This window comes from Pandoraea sp. PE-S2R-1 (assembly GCF_002179865.1).
Classification (GTDB): domain Bacteria; phylum Pseudomonadota; class Gammaproteobacteria; order Burkholderiales; family Burkholderiaceae; genus Pandoraea.
The window spans coordinates 737,243-756,506 of sequence record NZ_NGUR01000007.1 but is presented as its reverse complement, the minus strand read 5'-3'; the positions used below and the strand labels follow the sequence as shown (position 1 = coordinate 756,506).

17 protein-coding genes, 1 tRNA gene and 1 pseudogene are annotated in these 19,264 nt (G+C 62.7%); 10 read left to right on the top strand and 9 right to left on the bottom strand.

Annotated features, from left to right (window positions below; genetic code table 11):
- Window positions 1-37 precede the first annotated feature (37 nt).
- The 3 genes from CDV44_RS06100 to CDV44_RS06090 all read left to right on the top strand — a co-directional run bounded on the left by CDV44_RS06100 (window position 38) and on the right by CDV44_RS06090 (window position 3,913).
- Window positions 38-2,554, top strand: a complete 2,517-nt coding sequence (locus tag CDV44_RS06100; protein WP_371328728.1) for a penicillin-binding protein 1A — start codon at window positions 38-40, stop codon at window positions 2,552-2,554.
- Window positions 2,555-2,843: 289 nt separating this feature from the next.
- Window positions 2,844-3,593 carry an AzlC family ABC transporter permease gene (locus CDV44_RS06095; protein WP_087687075.1) on the top strand — a complete coding sequence of 250 codons (750 nt, stop codon included), beginning with the start codon at window positions 2,844-2,846 and terminating at the stop codon, window positions 3,591-3,593.
- Window positions 3,590-3,913 (top strand): AzlD domain-containing protein, encoded by a 324-nt coding sequence (locus CDV44_RS06090; protein WP_087687074.1) that lies wholly within the window; start codon window positions 3,590-3,592, stop codon window positions 3,911-3,913. Before CDV44_RS06095 ends, CDV44_RS06090 begins: the two co-directional genes overlap by 4 nt.
- A 138-nt stretch (window positions 3,914-4,051) precedes the next feature.
- On the opposite strand, the gene gshA is transcribed toward CDV44_RS06090, so the two are convergent.
- Window positions 4,052-5,704 carry a glutamate--cysteine ligase gene (gshA, locus tag CDV44_RS06085; protein WP_371328735.1) on the bottom strand — a complete coding sequence of 551 codons (1,653 nt, stop codon included), beginning with the start codon at window positions 5,702-5,704 and terminating at the stop codon, window positions 4,052-4,054.
- A 470-nt stretch (window positions 5,705-6,174) separates the two neighbouring features.
- On the opposite strand from gshA, the gene CDV44_RS06080 reads away from it, so the two are divergent.
- On the top strand, window positions 6,175-6,948 hold the full coding sequence (locus tag CDV44_RS06080) for a sulfite exporter TauE/SafE family protein (protein WP_087687073.1): 774 nt from the start codon (window positions 6,175-6,177) through the stop codon (window positions 6,946-6,948).
- 47 nt (window positions 6,949-6,995) lie between these two features.
- On the opposite strand, the gene CDV44_RS06075 is transcribed toward CDV44_RS06080, so the two are convergent.
- Window positions 6,996-8,684, bottom strand: a complete 1,689-nt coding sequence (locus CDV44_RS06075; RefSeq protein WP_170935859.1) for an AMP-binding protein — start codon at window positions 8,682-8,684, stop codon at window positions 6,996-6,998.
- A 268-nt stretch (window positions 8,685-8,952) separates the two neighbouring features.
- Between CDV44_RS06075 and CDV44_RS06070 the strand changes: the two genes are divergently transcribed.
- A tRNA-Pro gene (locus CDV44_RS06070) sits at window positions 8,953-9,029 on the top strand.
- A gap of 60 nt (window positions 9,030-9,089) precedes the next feature.
- Here CDV44_RS06070 and CDV44_RS06065 read toward each other — a convergent pair.
- The 4 genes from CDV44_RS06065 to CDV44_RS06050 all read right to left on the bottom strand — a co-directional run bounded on the left by CDV44_RS06065 (window position 9,090) and on the right by CDV44_RS06050 (window position 12,567).
- Complete coding sequence (locus CDV44_RS06065) at window positions 9,090-9,461, bottom strand: lactoylglutathione lyase (protein WP_087687071.1); 372 nt, start codon at window positions 9,459-9,461, stop codon at window positions 9,090-9,092.
- A gap of 15 nt (window positions 9,462-9,476) precedes the next feature.
- Window positions 9,477-10,871 (bottom strand): DUF1254 domain-containing protein, encoded by a 1,395-nt coding sequence (locus tag CDV44_RS06060; RefSeq protein ID WP_087687070.1) that lies wholly within the window; start codon window positions 10,869-10,871, stop codon window positions 9,477-9,479.
- A gap of 152 nt (window positions 10,872-11,023) precedes the next feature.
- The gene (locus CDV44_RS06055) at window positions 11,024-11,776 is read right to left on the bottom strand and encodes a YoaK family protein (protein ID WP_087687069.1); all 753 of its coding nucleotides are present in this window, start codon (window positions 11,774-11,776) and stop codon (window positions 11,024-11,026) included.
- Between the two features lie 125 nt (window positions 11,777-11,901).
- On the bottom strand, window positions 11,902-12,567 hold the full coding sequence (locus CDV44_RS06050; RefSeq protein WP_141118681.1) for a hypothetical protein: 666 nt from the start codon (window positions 12,565-12,567) through the stop codon (window positions 11,902-11,904).
- 196 nt (window positions 12,568-12,763) lie between these two features.
- Between CDV44_RS06050 and CDV44_RS06045 the strand changes: the two genes are divergently transcribed.
- The 3 genes from CDV44_RS06045 to CDV44_RS06035 all read left to right on the top strand — a co-directional run bounded on the left by CDV44_RS06045 (window position 12,764) and on the right by CDV44_RS06035 (window position 14,170).
- Complete coding sequence (locus tag CDV44_RS06045) at window positions 12,764-12,952, top strand: hypothetical protein (RefSeq protein ID WP_058378210.1); 189 nt, start codon at window positions 12,764-12,766, stop codon at window positions 12,950-12,952.
- Window positions 12,953-12,980: 28 nt separating this feature from the next.
- Window positions 12,981-13,781, top strand: coding sequence for a class I SAM-dependent methyltransferase (locus CDV44_RS06040; RefSeq protein WP_087687067.1), 801 nt, complete (start codon window positions 12,981-12,983; stop codon window positions 13,779-13,781).
- A 143-nt stretch (window positions 13,782-13,924) separates the two neighbouring features.
- The gene (locus CDV44_RS06035) at window positions 13,925-14,170 is read left to right on the top strand and encodes a hypothetical protein (protein ID WP_058378207.1); all 246 of its coding nucleotides are present in this window, start codon (window positions 13,925-13,927) and stop codon (window positions 14,168-14,170) included.
- A gap of 82 nt (window positions 14,171-14,252) precedes the next feature.
- Here the strand turns inward: CDV44_RS06035 and CDV44_RS06030 are convergent, their stop codons facing one another.
- Complete coding sequence (locus tag CDV44_RS06030; RefSeq protein WP_087687065.1) at window positions 14,253-14,609, bottom strand: hypothetical protein; 357 nt, start codon at window positions 14,607-14,609, stop codon at window positions 14,253-14,255.
- Between the two features lie 240 nt (window positions 14,610-14,849).
- Between CDV44_RS06030 and CDV44_RS06025 the strand changes: the two genes are divergently transcribed.
- The gene (locus CDV44_RS06025) at window positions 14,850-15,938 is read left to right on the top strand and encodes a hypothetical protein (RefSeq protein ID WP_141118680.1); all 1,089 of its coding nucleotides are present in this window, start codon (window positions 14,850-14,852) and stop codon (window positions 15,936-15,938) included.
- 55 nt (window positions 15,939-15,993) lie between these two features.
- Here the strand turns inward: CDV44_RS06025 and CDV44_RS06020 are convergent, their stop codons facing one another.
- Window positions 15,994-17,526, bottom strand: coding sequence for a diguanylate cyclase (locus CDV44_RS06020; RefSeq protein WP_087687063.1), 1,533 nt, complete (start codon window positions 17,524-17,526; stop codon window positions 15,994-15,996).
- Between the two features lie 29 nt (window positions 17,527-17,555).
- Here CDV44_RS06020 and CDV44_RS06015 point away from each other — a divergent pair.
- Window positions 17,556-18,014, top strand: a pseudogene (locus CDV44_RS06015) (BLUF domain-containing protein); the annotation flags it as partial.
- Window positions 18,015-18,182: 168 nt separating this feature from the next.
- Here the strand turns inward: CDV44_RS06015 and CDV44_RS06010 are convergent.
- Window positions 18,183-19,229 carry an ABC transporter substrate-binding protein gene (locus CDV44_RS06010; RefSeq protein WP_058378197.1) on the bottom strand — a complete coding sequence of 349 codons (1,047 nt, stop codon included), beginning with the start codon at window positions 19,227-19,229 and terminating at the stop codon, window positions 18,183-18,185.
- Between the last annotated feature and the right edge of the window lie 35 nt (window positions 19,230-19,264).

Sequence of the window (19,264 nt, the reverse complement as noted above, 5' to 3'; positions counted from 1 at the left end):
CGGCCGGCCTGTTCCCATCCTGCAATTTTCGTTGGGTATGTCCTTGAAGCATTATTTGCCGCCTCGTGCGCCGTCTGATCCGGTGCCCAGTACTTCAGCTACTTCCACTCCCGCCCTTACATCCGGCACTCGCCGCGGCAGGCTCGCCCTGCGCGCTGCCGGCCGCCAGCGCGGCTTCGGCACGCTCGGCGTCATCATTACCGCGTTTGCCGGGCTGGCCGTGATCGGTGCCCTGATCGTCGGCTATGCGCTGATCGTCATGCGCCCGAACCTGCCGCCGCTCGACGTCATCACCGACTACCGGCCCAAGGTGCCGCTGCGCGTGTACACGTCGGATAACGTGCTGATCGGCGAATTTGGCGAAGAGCGCCGCAGTCTGGTCACCATCGACCAGATTCCCGACGTGATGAAAAAGGCCGTGCTCGCGATCGAGGACTACCGCTTCTACGATCACGGCGGCGTCGACTTCATCGGCATTCTGCGGGCGGGCGTCTCCGACGTTATCCACCGTGGTGCGGCGCAAGGCGCCAGTACGATCACGATGCAGGTGGCCCGCAACTTCTTCCTCTCCCGCGAGAAGACGGCCACGCGCAAGATCTACGAAATGCTGCTCGCCTACAAGATCGAGTCGGCTCTCTCCAAAGACCAGATTCTCGAGCTGTACATGAACCAGATTTATCTGGGTCAGCGTGCTTATGGCTTCGCGAGCGCCGCGCGGATCTATTTCGGCAAGGATCTGAAGGACATTTCGCTGGGTGAAGCGGCCATGCTGGCCGGGCTGCCCAAGGCACCGTCGGCGTACAACCCGATCGTCAATCCGAAGCGCGCCAAGATTCGTCAGGAATACATCCTCAAGCGCATGCTCGATCTGGGCTACATCACGCGCAATCAGTACGAAGATGCCCTGCACGAGCCGATTCGCACACGCACGGCCGGCAACGAATACAACGTGCATGCCGAGTACGTGGCCGAAATGGTGCGTCAGGCGGTGTACGACCAGTACAAGGACGAGACGTACACGCGTGGCCTGACCGTCATTACGACGCTCGACTCGAAGAAGCAGCAGGCGGCGTATGAAGCGGTGCGCATGGGCGTGCTCGATTACGAGCGCCGTCACTCGTATCGCGGCCCCGAGGGCTTCGTCGAACTGCCCGCTCCGATGCCCGACCGTCAGCAGTCGATTGAAGACGCCCTGCTCGAACACCCTGACAACGGCGATCTGGTGGCCGCAGTCGTGGTCGCCGCCAGCTCGTCGCAGATCACGGCGATTCCGCTCTCGGGCGATGCCGTGACCATCAGCGGCGACGGTATCGGTTTTGCTTCGCCGGCCCTGTCGGCGAAGGCTGCCGAGAAAGTGCGTATTCGTCCGGGCTCGATCATTCGCATCATGAAGGACGCGCGCGGCAAGTGGCGCGTGACTCAATTGCCCGAGGTGCAGGGCTCGCTCGTGTCGCTCTCGCCTGACGACGGCGCCATTCGTGCGCTGGTCGGCGGTTTCGACTTCAATCAGAGCAAGTTCAATCGTGCGACGCAGGCATGGCGTCAGCCGGGCTCGACGTTCAAGCCGGTGGTGTACTCGGCCGCCATCGAGAAGGGCGTGAGCCCCGCGACGATGGTCATGGACGGCCCGCTCAACCTGCCGCCCGCCCAGACCGGCGGACAGGCCTGGGACCCGCACGACGACGACGCCTTCAGCGGCCCGATGACCGTGCGCGAAGGGCTGCAACGCTCGAAGAATCTGGTCGCCATCCGACTGCTGCAATTCGCAGGCACGCAGTTCACTCAGGACTTTGCGACCCGCTTCGGCTTCGATGCCGACAAGGTGCCGCCGTATCTGCCGATGGCTCTCGGTGCCGGTCAGACGACGCCGTTGCAACTGGCCGGTGCGTACGCCGTGTTCGCGAATGGCGGTTACCGCGTGGCGCCCTACCTGATCAGCGAAATTCGCGATGCGCGCGGCAACGTGCTGAACAAGGCCACGCCGGTGATCGCGGGCATCAATGCCGCTCGTGCGATCTCGGCACCCAACGCGTTCATCATGAACAGCCTGCTGCAAAGCGTGGCCCAGCGCGGCACGGGCTCGGGCACCAACGTGCTCAAGCGCAACGACTTGGCGGGCAAGACGGGCACGACCAACGACGCGCTCGATGGCTGGTTTGCCGGCTATCAGCACTCGCTGGTCGCGGTGGCGTGGCTCGGCTTCGACCAACCCAAGACGCTGGGCAGCCGCGAATTCGGCGCGCAACTGGCATTGCCGGTGTGGACGAAGTACATGGGCGTCGCCCTCAACGGCGTGCCGCAGCAGCAGATGGCCATGCCCGACGGCGTGAGCGTGGTGAACGGCGAGCTTTACGAGTCCGACAAGATGCCGGGCAACGGCTTCGTGGCGAGCATCGGCATTGACGACAACAGCGGTGGTTTCTCGCTGCCGTTCTTCGGCAACAACTCGAACGCGCCGGCCGCACCGCCGCCGGCTGCCGGACAGGCACCGTCGCCGGGTGGCGTGGACGCGAGCGAGAAAGCCCGTATTCTCGACATGTTCAAACATCCCTGATGATTGACCGGGCTTGACCGGCCAAAGCCGCCGCAGGCTTTGGCTGGAATGCAGGACTGAAACGGCCGCCTTCATGGCGGCCGTTTGCATTTGAGGCATTTGACGCGGGACGGACTCGCTGCCGGGCGGCGGCTGTGCGCCGCCCTTCCGGGCTTCCAACGGCTGACTCGCCGCTAGTTCGGGACCGACTCAGGGCTTACCCGCCGTTCGCAAGAACGTACAAGTCAGCGCCGGGGCGGCACGATATGCTCACAGCCATTCGCAACCGCTTTTTGAGGTCAGCACCGTCATGTCCGTCCCGTCCCGCGCGGCCAGCTTTACCGCAGGCATTCGCGACACCTTCCCGATGATCGTCGGCGCCGCGCCCTTTGGGCTGATCTTCGGCGCGCTGGTCGCCACCACGCCAATGGCTACGTGGCATGGCCAGCTCATGTCGCTGACCGTCTTTGCCGGCTCCAGCCAGTTCATCGCGGCCGGGCTGTTTGCAACGGGCGTCGGTTACGCGGTGCTCTGGGCAACGACCTTCATCGTCAACTTGCGTCACATGCTGTACGCGGCCAACTTGCTGCCGCACGTGCGCCATCTGAATCTGCGCTGGCGCTGCCTGCTCGGCTTTACGTTGACGGACGAGACATTTGCTGTGACCAGCAGCCATTTCCACAAGCATCCCGACGACCCGATGGGGCACTGGTACTTCCTCGGCTCCGGTCTGTCGATGTATGCGAACTGGCAGTTCTGGACGCTGGTGGGCTTGATCTTCGGGGCGGCTTTCCCGCGCTTGCAAACGCTCGGTCTCGATTTCGCAATGGTGGCAACGTTCATCGCGATCATCGTGCCGCAGATGGCACGCATGCCGTGGGCCGTGGCCACGGTGGTGGCGGGCGCCGCCGCATATCTCTGTCAGGGGCTGCCGTACAAACTGGGGCTGCTCGCGGCGGTAACGGCCGGTATCGTGGCCGGTATGGTGACGCTGCACGCACGCCGACGCGGCGACGCACTGACACGCAAATCCACGCCGGGACCGGGAGGTGCGCAATGAACTACGTCGTCGCCATTCTCGGCATGGCCGTGGTGACCTTCGCGGTGAAGGCCGGCATCTTCGTGCTGGGCGACCGGGTGCGCTTCCCCGAGTGGCTGCGCGAGGCGCTGTCGTTCGTCCCCGTGACCGTGCTCACGGCGATCATCGTGCCCATGACGCTCGCACCGCATGGTCACGGACTCGAGCTGACGTGGCGCAATCCACAATTGGTCGCCGCGCTCGCTGCGATTGCGGTATGTGCGGCAACGCGGCATCAGTTGCTCACCATCGGCCTCGGGTTGGCCGTGTTCTTCGGCTGGCAGTTCGGTGTGCTGGGCTGATATCGCGCCACCGGTGATCGAATCACCGGCTTGGCCAAAAGAAAAAAGCGCCCTTGCGAGGCGCTTTTTTCATTTGAGCATTTGAGCAATGGATTTCGATCGCCCAGTGCCGAGGGGGAAACCCCTCTCACGGCAACGTCAGACCGACACCGTCCCGAGCGTGCCTGCGCGATACGCTGCGACGAAGGCGTCGAAGTCGCCCACTTGCGTGCGCTCCAACTCGGCTTGCGTCTCCAGCGACTTGCGGGCCAGCGTTTCGAAGTGCTCGACGATCTTGTCATCGAGCGGCATGGCGCGCAGCGTCTGCGCATGCCGCTTGCTCTGTGCCAGCGAGAACGCCTGAAACGCGCCGCCCTCGGTGCCGCGCAGCGGTTCGAGCGCCGCCATGACGCGGGCCGACGGCGTGAGCGTCACGTCCTGCACCTTGGCGCGTTGCACGGCCATCGTGTGGGCGTAATGCGCACCGCCACGCTGGGCGTCGAACGCGGCCGCCGTGCGGTCGATGCGATCGAGCAGTTGCTCGGCCCAGTCGAACAGCGTGATGGCTTCACCGGCGCGATGCAGCACGAGGCCCGGCTTGCGGCCTTCCTTGACCACGTGCGCGAAGTTGTCGCGGTTCTCCATGTTCTCGGCATTCGAGCACGACGGGCTGTCTTCGAACGCGCAGAACAGCATGAAGGCGTCGATGAAGCGTGCCGTATCCACGTCGATACCGACCGGCAGGAACGGGTCGATGTCGACGCAACGCACTTCCACATACTGCACACCGCGACGCGCGAGCGCCTGCACCGGGCGCTCACCGCTGTATGTCACGCGCTTCGGGCGAATCGTGGCGTAGAACTCGTTTTCGATTTGCAGCAGGTTGGTCGAGAGCTGAATCCACTCGCCGTTGCGCTTCGTACCCAGCGCCTCGTAAGGCGGATGCGGCTGGCTGACGGCTTGCGTGAGGGCGTCGATATAGCTCGGCAGGCAGTCGTAGCACGGCGAGACTTCCGATTGCGCGCTGTTCTGATAGCCCAGATCGCTCATGCGCAGGCTGGTCGCGTAAGGCAGACCGAGCGTGCCGGCGTCGAACGAATCGAGCCCATGTTCACGCCCGCGCAGAAACTCGGCATGCAGCACCGGCGATGCGCCGAACAGATACATCAGCAGCCAGCTATAGCGGCGGAAGTTACGAATCAGCGCCACATAACGCGCGGACTGATAGTCGCGAGCGGACGCCGTCGCGTCGGTGACACCCTCTTGTTCGCGCAGCAGTTCCCAGACGGGCTCTGCGAGCGAGAAGTTGTAATGGATACCGGCGATGCATTGCATCGGCTTGCCGTAGCGCAGCGCCAGACCGCGACGGTACACGTGCTTGAGCAGGCCGATATGCGACGTGCCGTAGTCGGCGATCGGAATGATCTCTTCCGGCGGCAAGGCGGGCGGCATCGAGTCGCTCCAGAGCAGTTCAGTGCCGAGCTTGCGGTAGGCGAACTGATGGATCTCGTCGAGGCGGGCGATGACTTCGGCGGCGTCGTGCTGGGGCGGCGTGATGAACTCGAGCAGCGATTCCGAGTAATCGGTGGTGATTTCTTCGTTGGTGAGGGCCGAGCCCAACGCACGCGGGTGCGGCGTCAGTGCGAGGGCGCCGTTGTCTTCGACGCGCAGGGTTTCGCGTTCGATACCGGACAAGCCCTGGCCAAGCAGCGCGCGATGCGCGGGCTGCATGATGAGTGCGAGGCGCCGGTCGAGCACGTCACCGGCGGTCGACGCGTCGCGTCGTTCGTTCTGGCAATTCTTGTTTTCCAACTTCCATCCCTCTGGTGAGGCGCGATGCTGTACGGCATGGCTGTCGCCGCCGGTGCCTGTCACGGCAAAGCCATGATCTGTCGAGGGCACGGTGGCGTACGGTGGTCTACGGGGTGCCGATGGCCTGACGCGGCGCTCGCCGGGGCATGGCTCCGGGAGGCACTTCAGGCGCGGCACGGCGCGAATTTGGCCTGAGCATAACTGAAAACGCCAAAGCGCGTCGGACGCCGCCGAAAACGCCATCATCACGCGTCAACGCCTGCCGATCGCGAGTGCGCTGGCCGTTGGCTGGCGGCGTGAGAGCGCTTCCCGGGCGGCCCGGCGCACGCCAGTGCGGCGGCCTTTTCAACCCCATCGCGGGGGTTGGGTCAGGGCCGGACAGCGGGAAACAAGAGCCTCAGTGTCAGCCTGAGTCCCCCTGCGCGAATGCCACATTGGCGATGGGGTCATGCGCACCGATACTGGGCAGCATGATGAATACACAACACCTTAACGACCTCATCCCCCTGCTCTCGCTGGGGCTCGTCACCTTCTTGCTCGCGGGCTTCGTCAAAGGCGTGATCGGGCTGGGGTTACCGACGGTCGCCGTCGGCCTGCTCGGGCTGGCGATGCCGACGGCAGAAGCCGCCGCCCTGCTGATCGTGCCCTCGTTGGTCACCAACGTCTGGCAATTGCTTGCCGGCCCGCGTTTCGTGGCGTTGGCAAAACGGCTGTGGCCGATGCTCGCGGGTATCTGCATCGGCACGTGGGCGGGTGGCGGGTGGCTGGCAGACGGCGGAAATACGCCGGGCATTGCACTGGGCGTGGCGTTGCTGGCTTATGCGGCGCTGGGGCTCGCGGCGGTGCGCATGCGGATTCCGCCGACGTGGACGCACGGGCGGGTCAGCGCGTTGGGCGGCGTGATCGGGGTGATCACGGGGCTGGTGACAGCGGCGACCGGCGTCTTCGTCATTCCGGCCGTGCCCTTTCTGCAAGCGCTAGAACTCGACAAGGACGATCTGGTGCAGGCGCTGGGGTTGTCGTTCACCGTGTCGACGGTGGCGCTCGCCGCCGGGCTGGCACGTGATGGCATTTTTCACGGACATGCCATCGGTGTGTCACTGCTGGCGCTTGCCCCGGCGCTCGGCGGCATGTTCTTCGGACAATGGGTGCGTGGGCGTGTCAGCGCGCCGGTATTCCGCCGCTGCTTTTTCGTCGGTCTGGCGATGCTGGGTGCCGAGCTTGTGATTCAGCACATGCGGTGAAACCGGCAGGCAAGCAGAAAGCGGCGTGGGGCGAGCGCCCCGCCGCATCACTTCAAGTCGGCGAAATCGACATCCCAGAACTCAAGTTCGCGCCGGGCGTCGAGACTTCGCCCTTCTTCCGTACGGCGTAGTTCGACGCGTCGAATCTTGCCCGAGATGGTCTTCGGCAATTCACAGAATTCCAGACGGCGAATACGCTTGTATGGCGCCAGATGATCGCGGCAGAACCTGAGGATATCGAGCGCGAGTTTCTCGTCGGCCACGAAACCGGTGCGAAGCGAGACGAACGCCTTGGGCACAGCGAGCCGCACGGGGTCGGGGCTGGGTACTACGCCCGCCTCTGCTACGGCCGGATGCTTGATCAGTTCGCTTTCAAGCTCGAACGGGCTGATGCGATAGTCCGAGGCTTTGAACACATCGTCGGCGCGCCCGACATAGGTGAAGTAACCGTGGTCGTCGCGCATGGCGACATCGCCCGTGCGGTAGTAGCCATCGCGCATGACGTCGGCGGTCTTCTCCGGATCGTCTTCGTAGCCTTGCATCAGCCCCGTTGGGCGCTGCGAGATGACGAGTGCGATCTCCCCTTCATCGGCCGGCACGCCGTCGTGGTCGAGCAAGACGACACGATAGCCGGGCATCGGCCGCCCCATCGCTCCGGCTTTGACGGGTTGTCCCGGCGAGTTGCCGATCTGGCAGCACGTTTCGGTTTGCCCGTAGCCATCGCGAATCGTGATGTTCCACGCGCGTTTGACCTGATCGATCACTTCGGGATTGAGCGGCTCGCCTGCACCGATCAGTTCACGGAATTTCACCGGGTGCCGGGCAAGGTCTTCCTGAATCATCATCCGCCAGACAGTGGGCGGTGCGCACAACGTGGTGACGCCACAGCGCGCGGCCGTCTCGAGCGCGGCACGCGCGTCGAAGCGTGAGAAGTTGTAGATGAAGATCGTCGCGCCCGCGTTCCAAGGGGCGAAGAAGCAGCTCCACGCGTGCTTAGCCCAGCCGGGTGAGCTGATATTCCAGTGCACGTCGCCCGGCTGTAAGCCAAGCCAGTACATCGTGGCGAGGTGCCCGACGGGATAGCTTTGATGCGTGTGAAGCACGAGCTTCGGACGCGACGTGGTGCCGGACGTGAAGTACAGCAGCAACGGGTCGGTGGCGAGCGTGGTGCCGTCGGGCGTGAAGGTGTCGGGCTCGTCGTAGGCGGGCGCGAGGGAGGTCCAGCCATCGGGCGGATGTTCACCGACGGCAATGCGTTGGTAGTTGCCGGGCAGGCTGGCGAACTTGAGCGCGTCGCGTGTGGTGGTGACGACGTGCCGCACGCGGCCACGTTCGATGCGATCGACGAGATCGCCCGCGGCGAGCAGTGTGGTGGCGGGAATCATGACGGCACCGAGTTTCATGCAGGCGAGCATGAGGTCCCAGAGTTCGACTTGATTGGGCAGCATCAACAGCACGCGGTCGCCACGCGCGACGCCTTGGGCACGCAGGAAGTTGGCGACCTGATTTGAGCGAGCGGACATCTGAGCGAAGGAGAGGCGCGTTTCGCTGCCGTCTTCTTCGACGACCCAGAGGGCGGGTTGGGAGTTGTTCTGTGCTTGCGGATCGAAGAAGTCGAGGGCCCAGTTGAAGCGGGTAAGCACGGGCCAGCGGAAGTCACGGTACGCCACGTCGTAGTGGGCGCGCTGCGCGAGCAAGAGGTCGCGCGCGGCGTCGAATCCCTGGATATGCGGCATCGCTTGTCTCCAAGCCTCGATAGGCAGGATTCCATTATGAGGAGGCCCCCTGAATGTGACATTCGGGATAACCATCATGGGGTTCGGGTGTGCACTTGCGGGGGGATGCCGGAGCGATGCGCGAGGGTGAGGCGTTGGGTGTGCGAGGGTGGGTGATGTAGGCAGAAGAAAAAATATGCGGAGAAAGCGCACAGACGCTTTCATTCCTGCAAAAAGCTCTGCTATAATCGCCTGCTTTCGAGCGATACATTTAACGATGTGTCTCTCACGGGGCGTAGCGCAGCCTGGTAGCGTACCTGCATGGGGTGCAGGTGGTCGGAGGTTCAAATCCTCTCGCCCCGACCAGAATAGAAAAACCCGCACAGTCTTTGGCTGTGCGGGTTTTTTCGTTTCAAATTGGTCAAATCAGTCAGGCTGCGCGAGTTGGAACACATTGCCTTCCGGGTCTTCGCCGTCGCACATAAATAACGGAAAGCCGTCATATCGCTTGAGCTCACGCATGCGCACGCCATCGTGGATCAGGCGCTCACGCAATTCGGGCAGTCCTGAGGGCACGGTGAACACCAATTTGGCGTTCGACGGAGTTCCCGTCGGCAACTGGCCCCGAAATGGCTCGCCAACCAGATGCAGCGCAAGTTCGACAGCGCCGGCGCGAAGGACAACCCACTCGCCCACGATTTCCTCGACCACAGGAAGATCGAAGTGCTTTTGATAGAACGCGCTAAGCAAGCTGACGTTGCGAACGTAAAGAATCACTCTCGACATGTGCAATGACATGTTGGCACCTCAGTATTAATTGACCTTCACAAGATCCGGCAGCACCCACGTCTTGTCGAAGAGCGGTTGCGTGGGTCCGTATAAACGGAACAGCAACTCAAACTTCTCTCCGCGCTTCGTTGGCACCCAGTTCTTCTCGTGGCCCGATGGCGCTTCGGGTCCAAAGTAAATCGTCACCGAACCGTCGGGCCCCTTCTCCATATCGGGGACTTGCGAGGAACGGCTCGCGCCCGGCACGTCTTTAATAAGCGCATGCGTGGCGCGGCTATATGCCGTCACCGACCAATACTGGCGCATCGGCGCGTCACGCGGCACCGTCAGCCGATATTGCTGCCCGCCATCAAGCGCCTCTCCGCTCTTGTCTTGCCACGACAGCAGATAAAACTGCCCCGCGCCCAACCGCTTGATCCCCACGTACCCCATCGAATAAACGATCGCACGGGCATCGACAGGATAGATGTCGGGTTCCGTATAACCCTTCGACGCATCCTGAACCAACGCCGATGCCGCAGGAACCACCCAACGCGTATTAGGAAAATAAGGTTCGTAGGCCCGCTCCGACTGATAGGCGATCCAATCGTGCGCGTTGCGCGCGCCCTCGTTGAGCGCGGCAACTCTCCTGTCGTCAGGAGCGAACGGTTTTCCTTTCTCAATGCCAATTGATCGGAGCAAGTCGATCATGACCTTGTCCCGTTCGAGCCACGGTTCGTTCTGGACGATACGATCCAGCGACTGGAAATAGCGAATGTCGTAAGGGATCGTCGAATCGAAAAGCGCATTGTTCGCGTCGACGAACCGCGTCGGCGGCGGTTTGGCGGCATTTGCAAGCGCGTACAGCTTGACCCGCTTGCCATAAGCGACAGCTTCGGCAACATCGGCATCGCTGTGGCTGCGCAACGTGGAGCGGATCAATGCATAGCCGCTGTACGTCGGAGAACGCAGCACGATGTAGCCCTTCGGAATCTGACCGCGATAGCTCGGCGGAAGTATCAAGTACTTGCCACCTGCCCCCTTGTCCGCCCCCGATGGACCGGCATCCTCGAGCGGCATCTGCCACACGTCGTCAATGTTGCCGGTGATCGAGCCATCCCGACCGGCCGACGGAATCTCCAGCACCATCGGCCCTTGCTTCGTATTGAAGAAGGGCATCAGGTAGATCGCATCTGGATTGGGTGTGAGCGTCTGGTTGCGCCAGTCCACCGGACGCGACCAATAGACGATCTGGTTCTCCCCGGCACCTGCCTTGATGGCGGCTTGCCGCATCAGATCGGTATTGACGGCCGGCATCGCCCAGATGACCGCCTGCTCAGCGCGGCTGACCTCGGTTCGATTCAGCGCTGGCGGTGTTTCGGCGTTGGCCAACATCGCTTGGGAGGACAGCAACAGCGCAACGAGAATCGCATTCTTCATTCATGCTCTCCTGGTGTCGGAACATCGCGGTGCGTTCAAGCGACGGTGAATCCGTTGCGCTCCGCCGCAGTCAATCCGTGACTTCTGTTTGCCATGCCAAAACAGCAGACCTGACCATACTCGATTAAAGCGTCGGTGTCCTGTTGAATTCATTACCGCATCGGCCGATGCGAAATATCATCCAGCAACGGCACGATCGCCAGCATGATGAGAATCAGCGCCAGCGGCACTGTCGACACGAAGCCAAGATGTTTAAAACCGAGGGCACCCGCGACGCCGCCGAGGAAGAACATCCCGAGCAGCGATGCCAGCAGCCGAAGCTTGCCCTGATCGGCGGCGACCCGTTGCGGTTCTGCCGAGAGACCCGGTCGATTCCAGTACAGCATTTTCCCCAGTTCGATGCCAATGTCGGTCACTAAACCGGTGACATGCGTCGTTCGTATTTCCGCCTTCGATATCTTCGTGATGATCGCGTTCTGAAGCCCCATCACGTAGCACAGCAGTGCCACCGTTGCCGACGCAAACAGCCATCGATGATGTTCGAGGCTGGCCCCCAGCAGTCCGAAACCAATGAGCAGTACCGCCTCCAGCAACAATGGCGCGGCGTAGGCGCTGTGCGTCTGATGACGGCGTCCCCAGTTGACGAGGATGGAGGAAGTGGCCGCGCCGAAGAGAAACGCGAGAAGTGCGCTGACGCCGGTGAGCACGTACACCAACTGTCCCAGCACCAGATCATCTGAGAGCGACGCCACGATGCCGGACATGTGAGATGTGTACTGCCCGACCGCGAGAAAGCCGCCCGCGTTCGCGGCACCGGCAACGAACGCCAGCGAGCACCCCAGCCGGCGATTGGCCGCCTCCGTGCGCACGGGTTGGGTGAATCCTCGCAGGTAATTGATCGGCATGACGCAACTCACTCAAAGCAAAGGCGCACGGGAACAGATATGAAAGCCGATTCTAACGCGTGGCGTTAAGGTGCCCTCGCATCACGTGTTCGTCGCTCTCACCGTCCTCGCTGCCCCCGCAGCACTCACTCACGCGTCATGGCGCAGACGGCACAACCACCATCCTTGTTGCACCAGCGATCCGTCAGCACCTGTTCATCCGTCGACAGCGACATTTCGTGCGTGCTGCCGACACTGCTGCTCACTCGCGCGCTCCCGGCGACGAGCGTCCCGGTAAGCGATGCCGAATACGAATATGCCGAGCTGTGTTCGCTCAGCGCGCCGGAAACCGCCCCACCATTCGCGCTCAACGTCATGGTCACGTCACGTGGCGGCCCGCCGCCGCCCCACCATCCCGGCGCGCCCGGACAGGCAGACGCGTGCCATCGCCCGCCAATACCCAACACGCGCTTCACCTCGTTGTCCGACGGTTTCGCAACGTTGCCGCCAACTTGCCGGCAAACCTTGCAGCTCACGTCGGAAACATTCTTTCGCGTTATCGGCTGGGTTCCAAAGACGCGATCGTCGCCTTGATTTCCCTGACTGAGAATCGTGAAGTAGGGTGTCCCGTCGACGTAGTAATCGACCTTGGCACACATCGGGCTGGTCGACGTGATTTTGATATCCGCCCCATAACTCCCCTTTGTGGATTCCGTCGGAACCACAACGATCGAGGCAGCACATGCCCCGACGATCTGCTGACAGTCGCAGTTGTTCCCCTGTGCAGACACCCCTATCGAGACGCCCGCCAACAACGCTCCGAGTATGCTTCGCATCGCTGCCCCCTTCCGTTTTCATGCGATTGTATGAGCCGCCGACCACGTGGGCATCCTCCACCTGACGGAGTCGCAACGAGACGTGTCCGGCTGCGCGCCGTCGCAGCTGCCACGGGCTTATTCAACCGCTATGGCACAATCGCGGCTCTTGTCACAACATCGGAGTCACAACATGGCCCTCTACGAACTGCCGGAAGCCCGGCAAATTGCACGAACCTTCGTCCAGGAGCTCATCAAGGCTCAAGGCATTCCCCTGACAGGATCGAAGGGCGTCACCGACCCGGCAGCTTCAGGCGAGCGCGATGCAGCGTATCTGCACAGCCTTCTCGAAAACCTGACCAAGAAACTCGCCGGCGGCTGAAATACAACCATCCCGCGTAATACCGCCGATGTCCACAACGACGACTCCCCCTCTCGACTTCCTCTCGCACAATCGCGCCGCATGGGACAAACAAGCGGCTGAAGTGCGTGAGTGGTCACGTCCTGTGAGTCCGGAAACGGTGGCGGCGGCCAAGCTCGGCAACTGGAACGTGCATCTCACGCCGCGTCCGTTGCCGAAGGACTGGCTGGGCGATGTTGCCGGGAAACGCATCCTCTGCCTCGCCTCCGCAGGCGGGCAACAAGCCCCCGTGCTTGCGGCTGCTGGCGCGCTCGTGACGGTCTTTGACATCTCGGACGCGCAGCTTGAACAGGATCGCAAGGTCGCCGAGCGCGACGGCCTTACGCTAAACACCCGCCAAGGCGACATGCGCGATTTAAGCGCATTCGATAACGCATCGTTCGACATCGTCTTTCACCCGATCTCGAATCTTTACGTGCCCGATGTGCGCCCGGTCTGGCGCGAATGCCATCGCGTATTAAAAGCCGGCGGCGCATTGCTCGCGAGTTTCTACAATCCGGTCGTGTTCATCGGCGACCGTGATCCCGACTTTGCGAAACAAGGCCTGATCCGTCCGCAATACACACTGCCCTACTCCGATCTGAACGATCTGCCGCCTGACCAGCTTCAAAAGAAGCGCGACGCCGGTGAAGCGTTGGTCTTCGGTCACTCACTCGGGGATTTGATCGGCGGACAACTTGACGCCGGTTTCGCGATCGAAGGGTTTTACGAAGACGAGCAGCCCAACCCGCGTTTCGTTGTCGATCGCTTTCTGCCCACGTTTCTCGCAACGCGCGCGCGCAAGCGCTAAAGCACCGCAGCCATAACCGTGCTGCGGTCGCCTCCCACCCCGCGGCTCGCTCTCAAAAACACTGTACATTTAAACATTACTGTTTTTTTGTACAGTATCTTATGCTACATTCCCTTCACCAATGTTCCTTGGGGAGTTGCATCGTGAGTGATCCGAAATCCGTCAAATTCATCGTCGTGCCCTATCGCAAGAACAAGGACGGCGCCCTGCAACCCGGCGAGCTTCGCCAAGCCAGTACCGAATTCGGTGCCGTGCGTATCGCACAGGCCATGGCCTCGGGGTTTGCCGGCATCGCCGCCTACGAAGTGCTGGTCGATGACGAGTCCGGCACGATGGATTCGCCGCGCGTTCTGTTTCAGGAGGGCGCGATTCCGGCACTCGCCGAATAAGCAAACGTTCGATTCACTCGTCATGGATTCACCGTATTCATCGCGAACACCGCTGAACGCCCGGCGCTCCCATCCCGAGTGATCAGTCAGGCCGCGACGGACGAGCAATCGCATCGAACGTGCGGGTCTGCCGCGGATGCTGCAAGTCACGCGTATCGAGCGCCCGCTGCGTTGCGGCGACATCCTGAGCGCTCGGGCCCGGCTGCGCACCATTGCGCTCGCTCGCGGCACGGTTGATCGCTTCGCTGGCCGATTGCGCGTCGGCAACAGGCGCCGAGGCACGGAGTCCGGTCGACGGGTGCAGTGCAGGCGCCGCCTGATTGCCCTGACGAATGCTGCCGAGATCACTCGCGCCCAGATACGACTGGGCGCTGGCGTTGCCGCCGAACAATGCAACCGCCAGACACAGACAGACAGCGATGAAGTTGGTGCGGATCATATAGGCCCCCGTTTGGCTTAGTTGATGACCTGAGGTCATCCTGTTGTGGGTCTTTCGACATGACTGAATTGTCCCAGCCGAAAAGCCATTTGTCGCCCGCACAAATCACAGTTGCGTCACCGTTCAACTGTGCCCCCGAGGGGTATCCCCAACCCTGTCATTTCCGGTAGTTTCTTCTGCTACACTGCGCAAAAAACGGGCCTCAGGTCCACGGGATAGCAGGTGATGACGGGGGATCCCATGTCGGACGACATCAGTTTTCAACGGGCGTCGGACGCCGTTCAGGCGGTCGGTGCCGGTCAGGCAGACTGGCTCGACGTTGTACAGACCGCACGCGACTTTCTCGGTGCGGAAGCGGCCACGTTCCTGTGCCACGACAAACAAAGCCGCTCGGTGCGTTTCATTGAGCAGGCGGGGCACGAAGACAGCCTGATTCAGGAATACGCGCAGCATTACTACCAGTACGACGACTCGACCCGCCGCTTCTGGGACGCCCCCGCAGGCACTTGGTACGACTCGTCCATCGCGCTCAAGCACGAATCGCCGAACGACCGCGTGTTCTGGAACGAATTCATGCGCCCGTACCAGCTTCAGCAACTGGTCGGCGTCGTCATTTGCAACGACAACGACGTGCTCACCGCCCTGAGCATCCAGCGCATGCATGTGGTCGAACCGAACTTCGCCCACGCCGCCCGCATCGCCGAATACGAACGCCTGCTCGCCGCAGCGTTCGCCGCGCGACGTGCGTCCACCCGCATGAGCCTCGATGCGCTCGGCCAGATGCTCGATCCCACGCGTGAGGGCTTCCTCATTGCCTCGCCCGACGGCTGGACCCTCGACGCCGCCGCAGGTCTCGACGTCCTGCTCGGCAGCCCCGACTGCCAACTCGTGCTCAAACAACGGCGCCTCACACACCGGCAGTCCGACTGGCAGGCACGGCTGGCAGCGACGCTCGCCGAAGTGAGTACTACCGGGGTGGCCGCCTCGCTCGTGGTCCCCGACTCATGGGGCCACGCGTTCCGGCTGACGTTGCGCCCGCTCGGCAACCAAATGAATCACGGGCTGCGCTCGGCAGTCGGCATTCGGGTAGAACGGCGCAGCATCTTCAACGTGCCGACCGAGGCCGCGCTGCGCGAACACTTCGCGCTCACACGGGCCGAGGCGCGCCTGTTTCATCATCTCGTGGCAGGTCTCACGATCGGCGAATGCAGCGACGTGCTGCAACTAGGCACGAGCACGCTGCGCACCCAGTTATCGGCGATTCTGCGCAAGACCGGGTGTCATCGTCAGGGGGAATTGCTGCGTCTCGCCGCCATGCTCAGTCCGTGATCCCAGCCTGAGCGCAGACTGAGCGTGGCCTAGTTGCGGCTCAATCGCGTCGTGATCAGGCTTTGAGTATCGTGCTGCGCGTGCAGTTGCGGCCCGCCTGTTTGGCCAGATAGAGTTGCTCGTCGGCCGCACGCAAAATTGCCTCGCCACTCTCGCTTTCGGCGGCCAGCCCGGTCGCCGCCCCCACACTCACCGTCACCGTGCCCATTGCGCTGCCCGTATGCGCAATTTGCAAGCGCTCAATGGCGTGCCGGATCTGCTCGGCCATCTTCGCTGCCCCCGCTGCCGGGGTATCGGGCATGACCACGGCGAATTCTTCGCCACCGAAGCGCGCGGCCATATCGGCGTCGCGGCGCATGTGCCCGGCGATGTTGTGCGCCACCGCGCGCAACACGTCGTCACCCACGGCGTGGCCGTACTCGTCGTTGAAGTGCTTGAAGTAATCGACGTCGATGAACAGCACAGACAGCGACGTGCCCGAGCGTTGCGCCCGCCGCCATTCCAGCGCGAGCTTGCTGTCGAGAGCACGGCGGTTGCTCAGCCCCGTAAGACCGTCGGTCACCGACAGACTCGCGAGCCGCGTCATGGCCGTGGTGCGCATACGAATCGCAGCGACCAGCAGCCACGACCCCGCAATCAGGGTGGCCGCGCAGGCCAGCGCAATCGAGCCGAAGGTCGCCACGTTCCAGCGCCATTCGCGCATCGTGCCCGTGGTCAACGGCGTGATCACCACGTACAACGACGCCCCCGGCACTCGCACCGACCGGTAGTCATGGGCGCGGGCGCCTGCGGGAAACGACAACGCTGTGAGCAGATCGCCGTCACGTGTGGCATTGCCGGGCAACCTCACGACAGTCCCCGGGCGTACGTCGCCACAGGGCGCACACGCCAGCACGGTGCCCTTGTCTTCCACGATCTGAATGGTCTTGATATCGATCGATTCGACCTCCGTCACCAGATTCTGGAAGTGATCGAGCCGCAGGGCGATGACCGCCACCCCCGCAAACGAATGATCGGGTGCGTTCACACGGCGCGTGAGCGCGACCGACAACAGGCCGCCATGCACGCGTGACGCATACGGCTGCGAGATATACAGCCCGAGCGAGGGGTTGCCCAGATGCGAGCGGAAATAGTCGCGATCGGAAACATCGACCAGCCGGTCGGAATCCGGGTGCAGAGGTGCCGCGATCTGGCCCGTCTTGTCGACCACGTAAGCGTCGTCGAGAAAATCGCGGCTCAGCATCTGGCCGAATCGCACGCGGTCGCGCACCCGGTCGGTAAAGAGCGGCGTGGCGGGGTTCTCCGCGTCGCGCACCATGTCTTTGAGCAAGGTGTCGTAGACGGCGATGTTGCCACCCAGACTGGTCGCGACCACGGTCGCCGCGCTCTGGGCGCGGTCCAGCGTGGACTCGATCCGCCCCTCGCGGTTGTTCTCGAGCGAGATGGCCACGCCGATCAGGATAGCCAGCGCGATGACCGTGCCGACGATGCCGATCATGACCGGCCGGCGGTCGAACTTGTCGACCACCCGCCGCAGGCGTTTGCCTGCCCAGATCTGAAGACGGTGAGGGCCTGGAGGTGTCGACATGCCCGTCCTTTCCTCGCGAGGAGATGAGGTATTCTAATGCGCGTCACCCCGATCCATCATCGTATTTCATTGCCGCCTTCCGGACCCCTCCCATGACCGAGTGCTATGCGTACCTGAGCCGTGCCTTGCCCGACCTGGATCCGCTCATGCTCTCGAAGATCATCGTCAATTCGCGAGGCTTCAACGCGACCTATGGCATCACCGGGGTACTGCTCTACGACGGCGTGACGTTCTATCAATACATTGAAGGTCCGAGCGAGCCGCTCGCCGACGCGCGCCAGCGCATCGAAGCCTCGCAACATCACGACGACATTCACGTGCTGCTCGATGGCACACCCCGTACGCCGGGCGCTTTCCCGACCTGGAGTCTGGGCTATCTGATGCTCGACACCCCGGCGCAGGCCCTGCGCGCGTTCGTCATGCCGGCCGATCATGCCGCGCTGGTGGCCGCGTTTGCCAGTCTCGCCGAAAAATCGGACGCGATGTAATCCTCTCCGGCGCAAGCGAACGACAGGCCAACAACAAAACGCCGGGCAGCCCCCCAGAGGTGCCCGGCGTTTGTCGTTACATCAGAGGCGCTTGCCAGCCGCTGGATCAGGCGGCCATGTTGTCATGCCGTCCCGATCCGACGCTGCGCCCGGTCGTAGCGCGCAATCTTAGCGCTCGACCTGACGGTTCCAGCGCTGATCCCACTGGGCACGGCGTTGGTTGATCGCGTCCCAGTCCACGGTCTTGATGTCCTTGACCAGATCGTCGATCTTGCCCAGACGCTTTTGCATCGATGCCGGCACGGTGGCCTGCGGATTGGTCGGGATGTAGGCGCCCGCCGCAGCGGCCAGCGTTTGACCGCGTGCCGACAGCAGGTACTGGGCGAGCTTCTGCGCCAGAGCGTTGTCCGGGCTGTTCTTCACCACGCACAGGTCGACCAGCAGTTGCACCGCGCCTTCCTTCGGTGCCACGTAGGCCACCGGGATGTTCTTGTCCTGAAGATCGCTGACGGCCGTCGGCGTGAGCGGGAAGATGGCAGCCTCACCCGTCTGGATCATTTCCGAGAGCTTGGCCGAATTCGGGATGTACTCGACCACGTTCGGGCCGACGGTCGTCGCCCACTTCGTGAAGCCCGGCTCGACGTTGGTCTCGCTGCCGCCCCAGATGCGGTTGAGCGCCAGGAAGCCATGCAGGCCGAACGTGCTGCTCGATGCCGACTGGAACACTACCTTGCCCTTGAACTTCGGATCGGCAAAGTCGGTCCACGAGGTCGGTGCCGCCCAGCCCTTTTCCTTGAAGATCTTGGTGTTGTAGCCGATGCCGGTCATGCCCAGTTGCACGCCTGCGCCCATGTCGTCTTTCACACGTGCGAACGGGTACAGCTCCTTGAGCACGGGCGAGTCGTCGAGCTTCTGGCACACACCCATGCTGATGGCGCGCGCCATCACGCCGTCGTCGAGAAACACGACGTGCATCTGCGGGCTGTTACGGTTGGCGAGCAGCTTGGCCAGCACGTCCGACGACGTGCCCGGCACCACCACGACCTTCACGTTGTTGGCCTTCTCGAACTCCGGAAAGACCTGGCTCGTATAGGCCTTTTCCATCGGGCCGCCGTTCATGCCGATGTAGAGCGTTTTGGCCTGCGACCAGGCTGCGCTGCTCGTGCCCAGTGCCAGCGCCGCAGCGCACATGACGACCTTCTTGGATAGCTTCATCGTGGTTCTCCTTGCGTTTCGAGAGGTAAGGAACG

What these genes read in the sequence shown, in the direction of transcription:
- CDV44_RS06080 (WP_087687073.1), top strand. Translation starts at nt 6,175, where the DNA reads ATGATGAATACACAACACCTTAACGACCTCATCCCCCTGCTCTCGCTG.
- CDV44_RS06100 (WP_371328728.1), top strand. Translation starts at nt 38, where the DNA reads ATGTCCTTGAAGCATTATTTGCCGCCTCGTGCGCCGTCTGATCCGGTG.
- CDV44_RS06025 (WP_141118680.1), top strand. Translation starts at nt 14,850, where the DNA reads ATGTCGGACGACATCAGTTTTCAACGGGCGTCGGACGCCGTTCAGGCG.
- CDV44_RS06020 (WP_087687063.1), bottom strand. Translation starts at nt 17,526, where the DNA reads ATGTCGACACCTCCAGGCCCTCACCGTCTTCAGATCTGGGCAGGCAAA.
- CDV44_RS06090 (WP_087687074.1), top strand. Translation starts at nt 3,590, where the DNA reads ATGAACTACGTCGTCGCCATTCTCGGCATGGCCGTGGTGACCTTCGCG.
- CDV44_RS06095 (WP_087687075.1), top strand. Translation starts at nt 2,844, where the DNA reads ATGTCCGTCCCGTCCCGCGCGGCCAGCTTTACCGCAGGCATTCGCGAC.
- CDV44_RS06040 (WP_087687067.1), top strand. Translation starts at nt 12,981, where the DNA reads ATGTCCACAACGACGACTCCCCCTCTCGACTTCCTCTCGCACAATCGC.
- CDV44_RS06060 (WP_087687070.1), bottom strand. Translation starts at nt 10,871, where the DNA reads ATGAAGAATGCGATTCTCGTTGCGCTGTTGCTGTCCTCCCAAGCGATG.
- CDV44_RS06065 (WP_087687071.1), bottom strand. Translation starts at nt 9,461, where the DNA reads ATGTCATTGCACATGTCGAGAGTGATTCTTTACGTTCGCAACGTCAGC.
- CDV44_RS06075 (WP_170935859.1), bottom strand. Translation starts at nt 8,684, where the DNA reads ATGCCGCATATCCAGGGATTCGACGCCGCGCGCGACCTCTTGCTCGCG.
- CDV44_RS06030 (WP_087687065.1), bottom strand. Translation starts at nt 14,609, where the DNA reads ATGATCCGCACCAACTTCATCGCTGTCTGTCTGTGTCTGGCGGTTGCA.
- CDV44_RS06045 (WP_058378210.1), top strand. Translation starts at nt 12,764, where the DNA reads ATGGCCCTCTACGAACTGCCGGAAGCCCGGCAAATTGCACGAACCTTC.
- CDV44_RS06055 (WP_087687069.1), bottom strand. Translation starts at nt 11,776, where the DNA reads ATGCCGATCAATTACCTGCGAGGATTCACCCAACCCGTGCGCACGGAG.
- CDV44_RS06010 (WP_058378197.1), bottom strand. Translation starts at nt 19,229, where the DNA reads ATGAAGCTATCCAAGAAGGTCGTCATGTGCGCTGCGGCGCTGGCACTG.